This is a genomic window from Spirosoma pollinicola (genome assembly GCF_002831565.1).
GTDB classification, from domain to species: Bacteria; Bacteroidota; Bacteroidia; order Cytophagales; family Spirosomataceae; genus Spirosoma; species Spirosoma pollinicola.
In genome coordinates this window covers 66,305-81,317 of record NZ_CP025096.1, presented here as the reverse complement: position 1 = coordinate 81,317, position 15,013 = coordinate 66,305, and the positions used below count along the sequence as shown (strand labels likewise).

Here is a 15,013-nt window from a genome sequence, read left to right as displayed (position 1 = left end):
TAATCAACAGCAACAGCAGGCGTGCATAGCCATTCGACACACGACTGAATCTCCGAAACCAGAAACGGTAATGCTTGCAGAAACTGTTGCCGAATTTTGTGAGGTGATCATGCTAATCGTACGGTAAATCATTAGTAGTCTTGTTAACTACTGGGCAAAGGTGAATTGTGGATTTCATTTTTCCAAAATAAATGTAAAAAAATGATTATCAGCTATTTACCTACTAGTCTATCGAGATATACGGTTATTCAGAGTCGGCTGTAGGTCAAACTACTTACTGACTGAACGGCTTAAAATGACGAAGGTTGCGTGTAAGATTTTGCGTTTGAGCTGTTTATCTTTCTGCCTGCGATCATACCTTATGCGCTACCTGGGCCCGAATCCTACTCAGCGATGGGCCTTTGATTCCCAAATAAGATGATATATGACCCAGCGAAACCCGGTTGATCAGATCGGGGTGGTTATCCAATAAATCCAGATAGCGTTCCTCCGCCGTTTGGGTCAGTAAACTTTCAGCCCGTAGCTGATTCATCAAAAAATACTGCTCGGCCAGAAGTCGGCCAAACCGTTCCCATCCGTGCGAACGGTCATACAGCTGTTGTAGATGATCGTATTGCATCACCAGTAGTTCAGAGTCTTCCAGAGCCTCTATTATATATGGGCAAGTGGTGCGGGTCAATAAACTCTTCAGCGACGTGATGAATGTATTCTCGGCGGCAAAATACAGGTTGTGTTCCTGCTCCGTTTTTGGATCAACATAATAGACCCGGAAGAGGCCTTTCACAATAAAGCCAATATGCCGACAAAGTGAATTTGGAACGTTAAAGAAGTCATGTCGGCTTACTGATCTGGCCTGCCAAAACTCATTTGCCAGTTGGTAATCATCGTCTGAGAGTTGAGCAAATTGGTGCAGCTGCTGTTGTAGAGCCAGATGTTGGGGAGATGTCATGCCCTAAAAATAGGGCATAACAGGTAATTTAGTTGCTTCAGCAGGTGAGGTTATGCTATCAATCGGTATTCTGGAATGAAGAATCGCTTTTTAACATAGGTGAAAAATTGCCTGAACCAAGCCTGCTACTTTTGGTTCATCAAAAGATAGATCACAAACCCAGTTAACGCTTATAATTTATGAAAATCACCCGCAATTCACAGGCCCATTGGGCAGGTACCGGTAAAGATGGTCAGGGAACCGTAACCACGGCCAGCACCGTTTTGAACCAGACACAGTATTCATACAAAACCCGTTTTGAAGATGGGGTGGGTACTAACCCCGAAGAATTGGTCGCAGCGGCTCATGCAGGCTGCTTCGCCATGCAGTTGGCATTTAATATTCAGCAGGCAGGTTTTGCCGCTGACACGCTCGACGTGAATTGTGCCATCACCCTTGAAGACGGTGGAATTACCAGTTCAGTTTTAACGCTTAAGGCCGTAGTACCGGGTCTCGACAAAGCCAAGTTTGACGAATTGGTCGACCATGCCGAACACAATTGCCCTATTTCAAAATTATTCAATACGACCATCAAAGTTGACGCTACGTTGGCGTAATGGAGCGGGTAATCTTTTTGATTAAGCAGCAAGCCAGCCCGGAAATGGACTGGCTTTGCTATGCCCGGAGGCTTCACCCCTCATAATCGGGCGAAATAGGCGAACGCTGAAATTCATTAGGCGTTACGCCGACTTATTTCTTAAAAAAACTGGCTGGAGTTAGGTTGATCGGCGACACCGATAATCTGACCCATCATGATGGGCAGAATTTCTCGTTAGTATTTTCATAATTAGTTAAAAACGATGCTTTACAAAAATTAAAGACGATTGAATAGGGCATTATATTTTAACTGGGAATAAGCAGTTGATTTGTAAGCTTTAACTGCAAAAATAAAGTAGCTAATTCGAAAAATAACGATTTGTTTTTTTAGCCAAGAAATGTGATTTTCATAAAAATTGCAATGATTTTACTATAAACTAACTGATGCCGGCCAGTTAGTTTTGCATCAAAACTCATACGTATGGAAACTAGAATTAGAACAGTAGGCAAATTACTTACCTATAGCCTTTTAGGCGGATTGGCTTTGGGAACTATTCATTCAGCGGTGGCTCAAAACGGAAAAATGGAAGGAGTACCGAAAGCTACACAGGGACCATCTACAAATTTTAGCGGCACTGTCTGGGTCACCATGTTGGTAGGGCCAAACACCGAAACGGATTGCATTGTGAGCAGTGTTGCCTTCGAACAAAAAGCCCGAACGTTCTGGCACACTCATCCTAACGGTCAACTCCTGGTGGTCACAAAAGGCACCGGCTTTTATCAGGAGAAAGGGAAGCCCGCCAGAGTGATCCGGGAGGGCGAATCGGTCACCATCCCACCACAGGTTGAACACTGGCATGGCGCCGGTCCGAACGGTCAGTTCACCCACACGGCCATCAATCCAAACGTGAGCAAAGGAGGAGCCGTTAAATGGCTACAGGCGGTTACGGACGAGGAATACAAAGCCGCTCGCTAACCCCCAAAGCAGGCAATTTATCTATGAAAAACTCCCTCCAAGTCTTTTCCCCATTTCTACTTTTTTTTATCGGTACCATAGCTTGCACAATGGATAACCCTATCGACTCTACTGAGTTCACGGCTACACTTCTGAAGAATGCAACGGCTACGGCCTTTAAAGCCCGTTTGTCCATAGCCCACTCGATGAAAGACCGGGGCGCCGGGGCGGTTGAATGGTAATGCGAAGTCTACGCAACTATCAAATGAATTGCCCATCAACGAATCAAACCCCGATACCATTCAAACGGGCGATCTAACCCTATATGGTTCCAACTCGCTTGTACTTTTCTATAAAACGTTTCCGACATCCTACAGTTATACAAGACCAGGACATATCGACAATCCGTCAGGACTATCGGCCGCCCCTGGCGCAGGAAGCGTAACGGTCACGTTCGAACTGGAGTGAGTAAAATAGAACAGTATAAAAGTTAACAAAAAAACACTCCAGTTTTTGTTTAGGAAAAGAGAATAAAAAACGGCTTCGTTAAACAAACTAACGTCATGAATGAGCATGAACACATGGAGGGCGGGTCTGGACATGCCGACTCGTCCCGACGAAATTTTTTAAAACAATCCTCGGCACTAGCGGCTCTGGCCCTGACGCCTGCAGCTGCCAATGCCGCCATCGACAATGGTCTGGACGAAAAAGTAGCCGCTGCCTTCGAGAAGATGCCGCTTCAGGTCGACATCAACGGCACGATGCAAAAACTCTCTATTGAGCCACGCGTAACGCTGCTCGATCTATTGCGTGAACAACTGCATCTGACGGGCACCAAGAAGGGATGCGATCATGGGCAATGCGGGGCCTGTACCGTACACGTCGATGGGCAACGGGTCAATTCGTGTCTAACATTGGCCATGACTACGGAAGGCTGTAAAGTCACAACGATTGAAGGGCTGGGCAGTGTGGATCAATTACACCCCATGCAGGCAGCGTTCATCAAACACGACGGTTTCCAGTGCGGGTATTGCACCCCCGGACAGATCATGTCGGCGGTGGCCTGTGTTCGCGAAGGGCACGCCAACAACCCCGACGAGATCCGGGAGTACATGAGCGGCAACATCTGCCGTTGTGGAGCGTATGCCAACATTGTGGATGCGATTATGGACGTTAAACACGGAGGAGCCAGGGTATGAACCAATTCCAATATACGCGGGTAACCACCCCTAAAGCCGCCGTAACGGCTCTTTCGCAGGAAAGTGGCACGTACTTTCTGGCGGGCGGCACCAACCTCATCGACCTGATGAAGCGCGAGGTCGTAGTGCCCGAGCGGCTGATCGACATCAACAAACTGCCGCTGTCAACCATCGAAAAAACGAGTACCGGTTTGCGAATTGGCGCTATGGCGAAGAATTCAGCCGTTGCTGAGCATGATCTGGTAAAAAAACACGCTCCATTATTGTCGATGGCCCTCAATGCGGGCGCGTCGGCTCAGCTACGGAACATGGCAACCGTGGGCGGAAACATGATGCAACGTACGCGCTGTGCCTATTTTTACGATACATCAATGCCCTGCAACAAGCGTAGCCCTGTGCAGGCCGGCCCGGACAAAGGGCAACCAAATGGACCAACAGGCTGCGGAGCCATTGGCGGCATTAACCGGATGCACGCCATTTTTGGCGCATCGAACAAGTGCATTGCCGTTCACCCCAGCGATATGTGCATTGCGCTGGTAGCGCTGGATGCAACGGTAAACGTGTCGGGGCCGAAGGGCGACCGAAAAATTCCATTTAATGATTTCCACCGGCTCCCCGGCGACACCCCCCAGAAAGACAATACGCTGCTTCCCGGCGAACTGATCATGTCGGTCGATATTCCAACCAACAAGTTTGCCGATAATTCACACTACCTCAAAGTACGTGACAGGGCATCATACGCCTTCGCGCTCATTTCGGTGGGTGTTGCGGTCGATATGAAGGGTAGCAACATTCATGATATCCGGCTGGCAATGGGCGGGGTGGCACACAAGCCCTGGCGGCTGACTGAGGCCGAGCAGTTTTTGCGCGGTAAAGCCGCTACGGAAGCCAACTTCAAACAAGCCGCTTCAATCGCGATGAATGGCGCGAAAGGATATGGCGAAAACGATTTCAAATTGACCCTCGCGCCAAACTCCATTATCGACGCGTTGAAAACAGCCACTAAAACCGCCTGATCATGACGAAAGACCTAAAAAATCCGCCAATCGACAGAATCGACGGACGGATGAAAGTGACCGGCGGAGCGCAGTATTTTGCCGATTTTGACCTACCCAACATGGCCTATTGCGTCATTGTCGGCAGCGAAATTGGCCGGGGTAGCATCGCCAGTCTCGACACTAAAAGAGCGCAGGGTGCACCGGGCGTGCTGGGCGTGTTTACGCACCAGAACATGCCGCCCATTCCGGGTTGGGATGCGCCCGTTGGCGGTGAGGCTGACGGACCAGCGCCTAAGCCTAAAACTGAAGAGAAATACCGGATTCTGAGCAGTCCCAAAATTCTGTTCGACGGGCAACCCATCGCGATGGTGGTGGCCGACAGTTTCGAGCGGGCCACCTATGCGGCTTCGCTGGTACGCGCGACCTATACGAAACAGACTGCCCGTACCGAACTGGAGAAGCATTTGGCCGAAGGAATTATACCAAGAGGGGGAGACTATATGCGGGGCAAAGCCGACGCCTACCAATCGGCCCCTGTTACACTGGAAGCCAACTATACGATTCCGGTTGAGGTGCACAATCCAATGGAATTGCACGGCATTCTGGCCCATTGGACCGGAGCAGACTCGCTGATGATCTACGCCAAAACGCAGGGCGTTAATGCTACGCAGGATGCTATGGCGCAGGCGTTTAAGCTCGATCCGAAGAACATTCATGTGCATACCGAATTTATGGGGGGCGGCTTTGGTATGGGGTTACGTACCTGGCCGCAGGAAACGGCGGTAGTGGCCATTGCCAAAAAAATTGGTCGCCCATTGAAGCTGGTTATTACTCGTAACCAGATGTTTACGATGGTTGGGCACCGGCCTTATACGGTTCAGACCATCAACATGGGCGCCGACAAGAACGGTAAGTTGATCGGACTTGCCCATTCGGCAACGGCAGAAACGGCCAGCTACGAAGACTTCACGGAAGCAACGGTCAACATGACTAAGTTCATGTACGAATGCCCGAACGTGAGTACCCGCTACCGCCTTGTACGGCTTGACCGAAGTGTGCCCATCTGGATGCGAGGACCGGGCGAAGCCACGGGAGCTTTCGCCCTTGAATCGGCGATGGACGAGATGGCGCACAAGCTGAATCTTGACCCCATCGAATTCCGGCTGCGCAACTACACCGAAACTGACCCTGAGCACAACCGGCCTTATTCGAGCAAGAATCTCAAAGAAGCCTATCAGCGCGGGGCTGAGGCTATTGGCTGGAGCAAACGCAAAAATGAGCCGGCGAGTCAGCGCGATGGCGAGTGGCTTATTGGCTACGGCATGAGCACAGGTGTATTCAGCGCTTTCCGGTGGGAGGCCTCGGCTCGGGCGATGCTCAACGCCGATGGCTCGCTGACTATACAGAGCGCGGTAACCGACATCGGACCGGGTACCGGAACAGCCCTGACCATGATTGCGCACAATGTGCTGGGCATACCAGTCGACAAGATCAAGGTAGCGTATGGCGATACTTCGCTACCAAAAGCCCCTACGCAGGGCGGTTCAGCCATTGTTTCGGCGGTAGGCTCAGCGGTATATGATGCCTGTACGAAAATCAAGAAACAGTTGATAGAACTGGCAACTATAGCCGGTGGCCCATTGGCGGGTCGGCAGGCAGATGATCTGGCGATGGCTGATGGAATACTGTCTGTAGAGAAGGAACCCGGCAAAAAAGTGGCCCTCCGCGACCTAATGCGAACCAACAACCTGACGGTGATCGACAAAAGCGCCGACTCGAAAGGCGGGCCGGAACAAGGCAAGTATTCGATGTATTCGTTCTCGGTGCATTTTGTACAGGTACGTGTCAACCCGCTGACGGGTGTAGTGCGCGTGTCGAAAGCCGTAAGCGTGGCCGATTCGGGACGGATTGTAAGCCCCAAAACGGCAGCCAGTCAGATGATTGGTGGCGTGGCGGGTGGCATTGGTATGGCCCTGACCGAAGAAGCTATCATCGACCACCGGTTTGGCCGGTTCGTAAATAACAATCTTGCCGACTACCACGTATCGGTTCACGCCGACGTACCCGCCATCGAAACGATCATGATCGACAAGCCCGACCCAATCATTAACCCGATGGGTGCCAAAGGCATGGGCGAAATTGCCCTGATCGGGTTTGCCGGTGCGGTCGCCAACGCGGTTTTTAACGCTACCGGTCAGCGCGTTCGCGACCTGCCCATTACACCGGATAAGTTGCTGCGCTCAGTGTAAAAAGAGATTAACGTAAACGTAGTCTGACAATCAACAAAACGAAACGGGTTGCTGGCACACTGGTCAGTTTACACCAGCTTTTAACTAAGAAATAATGATTATAACAAAAGGATACGCGGCTCAGAATGAAGAGTCGGGATTGGCCCCCTGGGATTTTCAGCGTCGTGAACTGGGCGCACACGATGTTCAATTCGATATAACGTTTTGCGGTGTCTGTCATTCTGATATTCACCAGGTTCGGGGTGAGTGGGGCAACAGTATGTATCCCATGGTGCCCGGTCACGAAATTGTTGGCCGCGTAGTGGCGGTTGGGTCCGAGGTGCACAAATTTACCGTGGGCGATCTGGCCGGCACGGGCTGTCTGGTCGACTCCTGTCGCGTTTGCGAAAACTGCCAGCGCGGGCTGGAGCAGTATTGCATAAAAGGCAACACCCAAACCTATAACGGACTCGAACAGGATAAAAAGACGCCTACTTATGGCGGCTATTCCAACACGATTGTGGTCCATGAGGATTTTGTGCTGCATATCTCTGATAAGTTGGACCTGGCGGCTACGGCTCCCCTGCTCTGTGCGGGCATCACGACCTACTCGCCCCTGCGGCACTGGGGAGTGGATAAAGGTCATAAGCTGGCCGTTGTCGGTCTGGGTGGACTAGGGCATATGGGCGTTAAATTCGGCGTTGCTTTCGGGGCTGAAGTGACCGTTTTGAGCACTTCGCCTGCTAAAGAAGAAGATGCCCGGAAACTCGGTGCCCATAAATTCGTAGTCACCAGCGACCCGGCTCAACTCGAATCGGTAAAAGGGTATTATGATTTTATTCTGGATACCGTTTCTGCCGAGCACGATTACAATGTGTACCTGTCGCTGCTGAAAACAGACGGTGTGCATATTTGTGTTGGTGCGCCACCAACACCATCTGCCTTGCAGGCTTTCAGCTTGATTCCCGGCCGGAAAAGTATTGCCGGATCGAGTATTGGCGGGCTTCCCGAAACGCAGGAAATGCTGGATTTTTGCGCTGAACACAACATCGTTTCAGACATTGAACTCATTCCGATTCAGGATATCGAACAAGCCTACGAACGGATGCTGAAGGGTGATGTTCGTTACCGGTTTGTCATCGATATGGCAACGCTGTTATAGCTTTTATTTTTTTTCGAAGATGGGAGTCTGGCCATTCGTTTAGACTCCCATCTTTATTTTTCGCTTACCCACTGTTATACACGTATGAGTAATTCTTCAGACCCGATCGATATTTTCCAGCGTCTGCAAGCCGGTGAACTACTCCGCAAGGATGACCAGGAGTATGGCCGGTTTAGCGAAGTCGTGACGCGTACCATCCGGTTGTGTGTCGAGATGAACGCATCGGCCACAAACGTCGATCAGGTACGTGCTCAGCTAAGCGACATTATCGGTAGCCCAATTGATAAATCAACGGCAATCTTCCCGCCGTTCTACACCAATTTTGGCCGGTCGATTCGATTGGGTAAAAACATCTTTATTAACCATGCCTGCTCGTTTCTGGACATTGGCGGCATCACCATTGAGGACGAGGTTCAGATTGGTCCCAGAGTCAATCTAACCTCCGAAAACCATCCGCTCGACCCGACTGACCGAACCACCCTGATTCCTCGCCCGATTGTGATCAAACGTAACGCCTGGATTGGCGCGGGAGCAACCATTTTGCCGGGAGTTACCATCGGCGAAAACTCAATTGTAGCCGCTGGTGCGGTAGTGAGTCGGGATGTACCGCCCAATACCGTAGTGGCAGGAATTCCCGCCAAAGTTGTTAAGTCTTTGTAACCTTGACTGAGTGCTTATTGGGCTTCTTCGGCTCCGCTATCTTCCGTTTCATTAGACCCTTCAGTTGTTAGTGCGAACCGATACAGATACGGGGCTTTGTGCGCTCCACCGCTAAATTTCTTCTCGATGCGCGTCAGCATACCAGAATTGAGCATCGTTCGCTGAAAGCTTGATCGGTTTAAGGGGCGACTTAAGATGGTTTCGTATAGTTGCTGTAAATCTGCCATTGTGAAGGTCTCCGGCAGCAGGTTCAACCCGATCAGCTTGTGGTCGAGGTTTGCACGCAGCGTTTCCAGTGCCTTCGCCACAATCGTCTGGTGGTCGAGCATTAGCGGGGGCATGGCGTCAAAGTCGTACCAGGCGCAGCTATCGGCCAGGCCATCGGTGTTGGGGACCGCTTTTGTGAAGTCGACCAGCGCATAGTAGCCAACCGTAACAAACCGCTTTAACGCCCAGTGCTGCTCGGTTATGGGTATGCCTTTTGAGGTCATAATGGCCCGTATGGGCGTTGTATCATGCCGCATCTGATCACCGAACGTATAGAATTGGTCGAGGTAGATATCGGTCAGACCTGTCCGCTCGAAGAGTACCCGCCGGGCCGCCTGATTTAAATCTTCCCCTTCCCGAATAAACCCGCCCGGTAGGGCAAACAGATCGGACTGGTAGTAGGTAAGTAGCAGAATCTTTAGCTGATTTTGATGAAACCCAAAAATGACGGTATCCAACGCCAAACCGGGATGATACCCATGTCCTTCGGGTAGGTCGTAATCTGCAATAAGTTGAACACTCATAGTGCAAAAATAAGGACAAATACCATTCACTATTTGGCAAAGTCATTATGTCTGTTTATTATTGTCGCACAACGCGACAATAATAAACAGACATAATGAAAGGGACGTATTTACTGCTACTGTTGATTGGCCTGTTCGCTACCGTGAGCAACGCCCAACAGTCACTTTCCAGAGCACCACAGCTTGTTTCTCCAGAGATTCATGCAGATAATCGAGTCACATTTCGCTTGCTGGCCCCAAATGCGAAAGAGGTTCATATCACCGGGCAATGGATGCCGTCTCAGGGATTTACGACCGTTTCGAAGGCTATGGCAAAAGGCGATAGCGGGGTGTGGTCTTTTACGACAGATGTTCTACCATCCGAACTTTACACCTATTCCTTCTCAGTGGATGGCCTGAAAACTAACGACCCCAGCAATGCCTTTGTGATTCGCGATGTAGCCTCGGTGGCTAATTTCTTCATCGTTGGCGGTACGAAAGGTGATATTTATAACGTAAATAAAGTGCCTCACGGCTCAATCACCCGGCGTTGGTACGAGTCGCCCGGTAATCGGATGACACGCAGGCTAACGGTTTATACCCCACCGGGTTATGAGAGCATTAAAGCAACGTACCCGGTATTGTATCTGCTGCATGGTATTGGGGGTGACGAAGACGCCTGGATGGGTTTAGGTCGAACGTCCGAGATTCTTGACAACCTGATTGCTACTGGAAAAGCCAAACCTATGATTGTGGTTATGACCAACGGCAATATAGCGCAGGAAGCGGCACCCGGCGAGGGCAGTACCGGATTTCCCAAACCAACCTTTATGCTGCCGCAGACAATGGACGGTAAATTTGAAGAGACGTTTGGGGATATCATGAAGTTTGTTGAGGGTAGTTATCGTACGCAAAAAACAAAAGCCGGACGAGCGATTGCCGGGTTGTCGATGGGCGGCTATCATTCCTGCTACATCTCCCAAAACTACCCTAACACCTTCGATTACATGGGCTTGTTTTCACCAGCCCTTAACAACAAGCCGGAGGATCACCCCGAATCACCAGCCTATCAAAACCTGGATGCTAAACTGAAAAAGCAGAAGGATAATGGCTACAAGCTGTACTGGATGGCTGTTGGTAAAGACGATTTTGGTATTCTGCTGGCAGGCATTCAGGATTTCCGCAAAAAAGCGGATGCCATTGGCCTGAAGTATGAATTTATAGAAACGGAAGGCGGGCATACCTGGGCGAACTGGCGGGCGTACCTGACCACGTTTACTCAACGATTATTTCAGTAGATCAACATTGACATATTCGTCCTATTTTTTCAAATTGGTATTTAGCATGGAAATCACAAGAATTGGTTCACAGCCATCGGGCAAAGGACCGGAAGACTGGTTTACCGGCGCGGTGCGCATTGACCCTTTATTTGCGGCTAATGAAGCCAGACGGGCAGCCGCAGCGAGCGTTACGTTCGAACCCGGTGCCCGAACGGCCTGGCATACTCATCCGCTGGGGCAAACGTTGCTCGTTACTGCTGGTTATGGCTGGGTGCAACGCGAGGGTGGACCGATTGAGGCCATTCATCCGGGCGATGTGGTTTGGTTCGAGCCCAACGAGAAGCATTGGCACGGGGCGACTCCCACCACCGGCATGACCCACATCGCCATGCAGGAAAACCTGAACGGGAAAGTAGTTGATTGGCTGGAAAAGGTTAGCGACGAACAGTACCAGAAGTAATCGAAACGTCAAAATTCACGTAACTATTCCTAAAACCGTGAACCTGATTGGTCGTAGAAATTCTGTCTTTGATGACCAAAGTCATTTTTGATTAACCAAGAAGGCCAGTCCGTTTCGAACTGGCCTTCTTGGTTAATTTATCTTCAAAACTGCCATAAAGGCTTCCTGCGGTATCTCGACATTACCGACTTGGCGCATTCGTTTCTTACCTTTCTTCTGTTTGTCGAGCAGTTTGCGTTTCCGCGAAATATCACCACCGTAACATTTGGCCAATACGTCTTTACGAAGGGCGCTTAGGGTTTCGCGGGCAATAATTTTCTGGCCAATGGCCGCCTGAATCGCAATCTCGAACTGTTGACGGGGTATTAACTCGCGGAGTTTTTCGCATAGCTTCTTTCCCCATTCATATGACTTCGAGCGGTGAACAATAGCGGAGAGCGCATCGATCTTATCGCCGTTGAGCATCACATCGAGCTTCACCATGTCCGATTCGCGGTTGTCCATGAATTCATAATCCAGAGAGGCATAGCCGCGTGAGATCGTCTTGAGTTTATCGAAAAAGTCGAACACCACTTCGGCCAGGGGCATCTCGAACTGAAGTTCAACACGGTCGGCGGTCAGGTAAACCTGATTTTTAAGTAAACTCCGCTTATCCATGCAAAGTCCCATAATACCACCCACATATTCCGCCTTTGTAATGATCTGCGCCCGGATAAACGGTTCCTCAATATAGTCGATCAGGTTTGGGTCGGGCATTTCGGCAGGAGCCGATACCTGAAGTTCTTCACCCTTAGTCGTCATTACCTCGAAACGCACCGATGGTACCGTGGTAATGACGGTCATGTCGAATTCGCGCTCAAGGCGTTCCTGAACAATTTCCATATGGAGCATACCCAGAAAGCCGCACCGGAAACCAAAGCCCAGAGCCGCCGACGTTTCGGGTTCCCATACGAGGGCTGCATCATTGAGCTGCAACTTTTCCATTGCATCGCGGAGGTCTTCGAATTCGCTGGTTTCTACCGGATAAATACCCGCAAATACCATTGGTTTCACTTCCGAGAAACCCTGAATAGCCACGCTGGCGGGGTTGTCGATCGTTGTTACGGTATCGCCAACTTTTACTTCTTTGGCCACTTTAATACCCGAAATCAGATATCCCACATCGCCACACTCGATCACATTTTTTGGTACCTGAACCAGGCCGAGCGTTCCTACCTCATCGGCGGTGTATTCTTTGCCGGTGTTCATGAACTTCACCTTGTCGCCCTTGCGAATACGGCCATTCTTAACCCGGAAAATAACTTCAATACCCCGATATGAGTTAAAGTGCGAATCGAAGATCAGGGCTTGCAACGGACCGGAGGGCTCGCCTTTTGGGGCAGGAATACGCTCCACAATGGCGGCCAGAATTTCGGGAACACCGATACCCTCTTTACCCGAAGCCGGAATGATGTCTTCGCGTGTGCAGCCAAGCAGGTCCACCATTTCGTCCTTGATCTCTTCGGGCCTGGCACCCGGCAGGTCGATTTTGTTCAGGACAGGAATGATAACAAGGTCGTTGTTGAGGGCCAGATATAAATTTGAGATCGTCTGTGCTTCAGTTCCCTGCGATGCATCGACCAACAGTAGTGCCCCTTCGCAAGCCGCAATCGAGCGCGACACCTCGTAACTAAAATCTACGTGGCCTGGCGTATCGATCAGATTTAGTGTATAGGTTTCACCCTGGTATACGTAGTCCATCTGGATCGCATGGCTCTTGATCGTGATGCCACGTTCGCGCTCCAGATCCATATCGTCGAGCAGTTGGGCCTGCATATCGCGGGAACCAACGGTTTTGGTGAATTCAAGTAATCGGTCGGCCAGGGTACTCTTGCCGTGGTCAATATGGGCGATAATGCAAAAATTGCGGATATGTTTCACGTTGGAATATAAGGTCGTCGTTACGACGGAGCATTCTTTTGTAAATAAACCGCAAAAATAGGCAAAAAAGTCCGCGTTTGAGCTAGGTACGAACGGAGAGCGATTGCTGGCTCTGGTTTATTTTCAGGCAGGATTACAGCCCTACAGGCAAATTGTGATTGTTTTCATCCTGTCAAAAAGGAATTTTGTTAAAAAATGGATGAACGTGTTCTACACTCGAATCGCCTAAAAAAAACAAACGCCGGACTCATCGGGGAGCCGGCGTGTTCAATTACACTTCATCAACAAACTAAAATCGTTTCCGGCGAACCGGCGACCACTTGAAGCGGTCAAAATGCTGTAGGAGGGGGACTCGAACCACCCACGGTGCAGTTAGCTACAGTACAACTCTGGTGGTCAACCCCAGTCGCCTTTGCAGGCGGCATTATGCTGCGTTTATCCTTTATCACCACCCCCGAGACAGGAGGGCACGTCTGCCAATTTCGACATCCTACAGTGTGAGGAAAAAAATCAAGAAGACCGGCGTGTGACCCCGCTCGATCAACTTGACAATACAAAGATAGTAGATAAGGGCTGTTTGTTGCAAATTTTGTATAAAAATTTCCTAAAATTTACAAACCATTCAAAATATGGCTAATTTTGTTAACACTCATCAAAAATAGCGTTGAAATGACCGAGAAAAATTTAGAAATTGATAATACTGATCTGAAAATATTGAGTTTACTGATGCAGGATGCAAACATGGCTTATACCGAAATCGGTAAACGAATATTTGTATCAGGGGGGACCGTTCATGTTCGGATGAACAAGTTAAAACAGATGGGTATTGTGCGCGGGTCGCAGTTGGTGATCGACCATGCAAAACTTGGTTGGGATATCAGTGCCTTTCTGGGCATCTATCTGGATAAGAGTTCATTGTACGAGGAGGTTTCCAGGCAACTGGAGAAAATTCCCGAGGTTGTGAATGTTCATTACACTACCGGAATTTACAGCATTTTTGCCAAAATCGTTTGTCGCGATACACAGCATCTGCGCGAAGTACTACACGATAAAATTCAGAAAGTAAGCGGTATCCAGCGTACCGAAACGTTTATCTCCCTCGAAGAGAGCGTCAACAGGCCAATCCCGTTTGCGGAAGGGTAATAAGGTTTATATGATATTCGGAGTACGGTATTCGGTTGGCTGGCGCAAGCCAATTCATGCGTCAGCCAACCGAATACCGTAACCCGAATACCAAAACCCCTGAACCCTTATCCCCCCTCAGGGTGTTATACTAGCCAATAAATTAACATTCATGCAACCCACAATTCACGCAACTACAGTCGTTGGTATTCGACATAATGGCCATGTATCGCTCGGTGCCGATGGACAGGCGACAATGGGAAATACTATCGCCAAGAGTAATGTTCGTAAAGTCCGCGTTCTGATGGGCGGAAAAGTACTGGCCGGATTTGCCGGTTCGACCGCCGATGCTTTCACGCTAATCGAGCGCTTTGAAGAGAAATTAAATGCCTATGGTGGTAACCTCAAACGGGCGGCTATCGAACTGGCAAAGGACTGGCGCACAGATCGCTATCTACGCAAACTTGAAGCGATGCTGATTGTGGCATCGAAAGATGATCTGCTTCTGGTTTCAGGTACGGGCGATGTTATTGAGCCCGATGCCGATGTAGCGGCTATTGGTTCGGGTGGTATGTATGCTCAATCTGCGGCATTAGCGCTGAAGAAACATGCCGCTGGCCTTTCGTCCGAAGAAATGGTTCGCGAGAGTCTGCACATCGCAGCCGATGTTTGTATCTATACGAACCATAATTTAGTGGTTGAAACGTTATAAATAGTAGTTGACGATTTTGGCC

At 49.8% G+C, this 15,013-nt stretch carries 16 protein-coding genes; 13 read left to right on the top strand and 3 right to left on the bottom strand.

The features are described 5' to 3' along the window. Positions 1-352: 352 nt before the first annotated feature. Positions 353-949, bottom strand: coding sequence for a Crp/Fnr family transcriptional regulator (locus tag CWM47_RS00365; protein WP_100985831.1), 597 nt, complete (start codon positions 947-949; stop codon positions 353-355). 179 nt (positions 950-1,128) lie between these two features. Here CWM47_RS00365 and CWM47_RS00360 point away from each other — a divergent pair, with 179 nt between their 5' ends. The 9 genes from CWM47_RS00360 (at position 1,129) to CWM47_RS00320 (ending at position 8,727) form a co-directional block, all read left to right on the top strand. Then, a complete protein-coding gene (locus CWM47_RS00360) occupies positions 1,129-1,545 on the top strand; it encodes an OsmC family peroxiredoxin (protein ID WP_100985830.1) in 417 nt (138 codons plus the stop codon). Positions 1,546-2,006: 461 nt separating this feature from the next. After that, on the top strand, positions 2,007-2,501 hold the full coding sequence (locus CWM47_RS00355) for a cupin domain-containing protein (RefSeq protein ID WP_206170587.1): 495 nt from the start codon (positions 2,007-2,009) through the stop codon (positions 2,499-2,501). 89 nt (positions 2,502-2,590) lie between these two features. Beyond that, complete coding sequence (locus tag CWM47_RS39750) at positions 2,591-2,722, top strand: cyclophilin-like fold protein (protein WP_262512006.1); 132 nt, start codon at positions 2,591-2,593, stop codon at positions 2,720-2,722. A 28-nt stretch (positions 2,723-2,750) separates the two neighbouring features. Next, entirely contained in the window at positions 2,751-2,948 is a 198-nt protein-coding gene (locus CWM47_RS39035) for a cyclophilin-like fold protein (RefSeq protein WP_100985828.1), read from the top strand. A 95-nt stretch (positions 2,949-3,043) separates the two neighbouring features. Continuing rightward, positions 3,044-3,679, top strand: coding sequence for a (2Fe-2S)-binding protein (locus CWM47_RS00340; protein WP_100985827.1), 636 nt, complete (start codon positions 3,044-3,046; stop codon positions 3,677-3,679). After that, positions 3,676-4,695 carry an FAD binding domain-containing protein gene (locus CWM47_RS00335; RefSeq protein WP_100985826.1) on the top strand — a complete coding sequence of 340 codons (1,020 nt, stop codon included), beginning with the start codon at positions 3,676-3,678 and terminating at the stop codon, positions 4,693-4,695. The genes CWM47_RS00340 and CWM47_RS00335 overlap by 4 nt, the downstream gene beginning before the upstream one ends. Positions 4,696-4,697: 2 nt before the next feature. Further along, positions 4,698-6,926, top strand: a complete 2,229-nt coding sequence (locus CWM47_RS00330) for a xanthine dehydrogenase family protein molybdopterin-binding subunit (protein ID WP_100985825.1) — start codon at positions 4,698-4,700, stop codon at positions 6,924-6,926. 94 nt (positions 6,927-7,020) lie between these two features. Then, positions 7,021-8,067, top strand: coding sequence for an NAD(P)-dependent alcohol dehydrogenase (locus CWM47_RS00325; protein WP_100985824.1), 1,047 nt, complete (start codon positions 7,021-7,023; stop codon positions 8,065-8,067). Positions 8,068-8,151: 84 nt separating this feature from the next. Next, positions 8,152-8,727, top strand: a complete 576-nt coding sequence (locus CWM47_RS00320) for a sugar O-acetyltransferase (protein WP_100985823.1) — start codon at positions 8,152-8,154, stop codon at positions 8,725-8,727. A gap of 14 nt (positions 8,728-8,741) precedes the next feature. On the opposite strand, the gene CWM47_RS00315 is transcribed toward CWM47_RS00320, so the two are convergent. Next, positions 8,742-9,518, bottom strand: a complete 777-nt coding sequence (locus CWM47_RS00315; protein WP_100985822.1) for an NUDIX hydrolase — start codon at positions 9,516-9,518, stop codon at positions 8,742-8,744. Positions 9,519-9,613: 95 nt separating this feature from the next. Between CWM47_RS00315 and CWM47_RS00310 the strand changes: the two genes are divergently transcribed. Then, the gene (locus tag CWM47_RS00310; protein WP_100985821.1) at positions 9,614-10,795 is read left to right on the top strand and encodes an esterase; all 1,182 of its coding nucleotides are present in this window, start codon (positions 9,614-9,616) and stop codon (positions 10,793-10,795) included. A 46-nt stretch (positions 10,796-10,841) separates the two neighbouring features. After that, positions 10,842-11,237, top strand: a complete 396-nt coding sequence (locus CWM47_RS00305) for a (R)-mandelonitrile lyase (protein WP_100993668.1) — start codon at positions 10,842-10,844, stop codon at positions 11,235-11,237. Between the two features lie 132 nt (positions 11,238-11,369). Here the strand turns inward: CWM47_RS00305 and lepA are convergent, their stop codons facing one another. Further along, on the bottom strand, positions 11,370-13,157 hold the full coding sequence (lepA, locus tag CWM47_RS00300; RefSeq protein WP_100985820.1) for a translation elongation factor 4: 1,788 nt from the start codon (positions 13,155-13,157) through the stop codon (positions 11,370-11,372). Positions 13,158-13,826: 669 nt separating this feature from the next. Here lepA and CWM47_RS00295 point away from each other — a divergent pair. Then, on the top strand, positions 13,827-14,300 hold the full coding sequence (locus CWM47_RS00295; RefSeq protein ID WP_100985819.1) for an Lrp/AsnC ligand binding domain-containing protein: 474 nt from the start codon (positions 13,827-13,829) through the stop codon (positions 14,298-14,300). Positions 14,301-14,451: 151 nt separating this feature from the next. After that, on the top strand, positions 14,452-14,991 hold the full coding sequence (gene hslV, locus CWM47_RS00290; RefSeq protein WP_100985818.1) for an ATP-dependent protease subunit HslV: 540 nt from the start codon (positions 14,452-14,454) through the stop codon (positions 14,989-14,991). Positions 14,992-15,013: the final 22 nt, after the last annotated feature.

What these genes read in the sequence shown, in the direction of transcription:
- CWM47_RS00355 (WP_206170587.1), top strand. Translation starts at nt 2,007, where the DNA reads ATGGAAACTAGAATTAGAACAGTAGGCAAATTACTTACCTATAGCCTT.
- CWM47_RS00330 (WP_100985825.1), top strand. Translation starts at nt 4,698, where the DNA reads ATGACGAAAGACCTAAAAAATCCGCCAATCGACAGAATCGACGGACGG.
- CWM47_RS00315 (WP_100985822.1), bottom strand. Translation starts at nt 9,518, where the DNA reads ATGAGTGTTCAACTTATTGCAGATTACGACCTACCCGAAGGACATGGG.
- CWM47_RS00360 (WP_100985830.1), top strand. Translation starts at nt 1,129, where the DNA reads ATGAAAATCACCCGCAATTCACAGGCCCATTGGGCAGGTACCGGTAAA.
- CWM47_RS00305 (WP_100993668.1), top strand. Translation starts at nt 10,842, where the DNA reads ATGGAAATCACAAGAATTGGTTCACAGCCATCGGGCAAAGGACCGGAA.
- CWM47_RS39750 (WP_262512006.1), top strand. Translation starts at nt 2,591, where the DNA reads ATGGATAACCCTATCGACTCTACTGAGTTCACGGCTACACTTCTGAAG.
- CWM47_RS00320 (WP_100985823.1), top strand. Translation starts at nt 8,152, where the DNA reads ATGAGTAATTCTTCAGACCCGATCGATATTTTCCAGCGTCTGCAAGCC.
- CWM47_RS00310 (WP_100985821.1), top strand. Translation starts at nt 9,614, where the DNA reads ATGAAAGGGACGTATTTACTGCTACTGTTGATTGGCCTGTTCGCTACC.
- CWM47_RS00295 (WP_100985819.1), top strand. Translation starts at nt 13,827, where the DNA reads ATGACCGAGAAAAATTTAGAAATTGATAATACTGATCTGAAAATATTG.
- CWM47_RS00335 (WP_100985826.1), top strand. Translation starts at nt 3,676, where the DNA reads ATGAACCAATTCCAATATACGCGGGTAACCACCCCTAAAGCCGCCGTA.
- hslV (WP_100985818.1), top strand. Translation starts at nt 14,452, where the DNA reads ATGCAACCCACAATTCACGCAACTACAGTCGTTGGTATTCGACATAAT.
- CWM47_RS00365 (WP_100985831.1), bottom strand. Translation starts at nt 949, where the DNA reads ATGACATCTCCCCAACATCTGGCTCTACAACAGCAGCTGCACCAATTT.
- CWM47_RS00340 (WP_100985827.1), top strand. Translation starts at nt 3,044, where the DNA reads ATGAATGAGCATGAACACATGGAGGGCGGGTCTGGACATGCCGACTCG.
- CWM47_RS00325 (WP_100985824.1), top strand. Translation starts at nt 7,021, where the DNA reads ATGATTATAACAAAAGGATACGCGGCTCAGAATGAAGAGTCGGGATTG.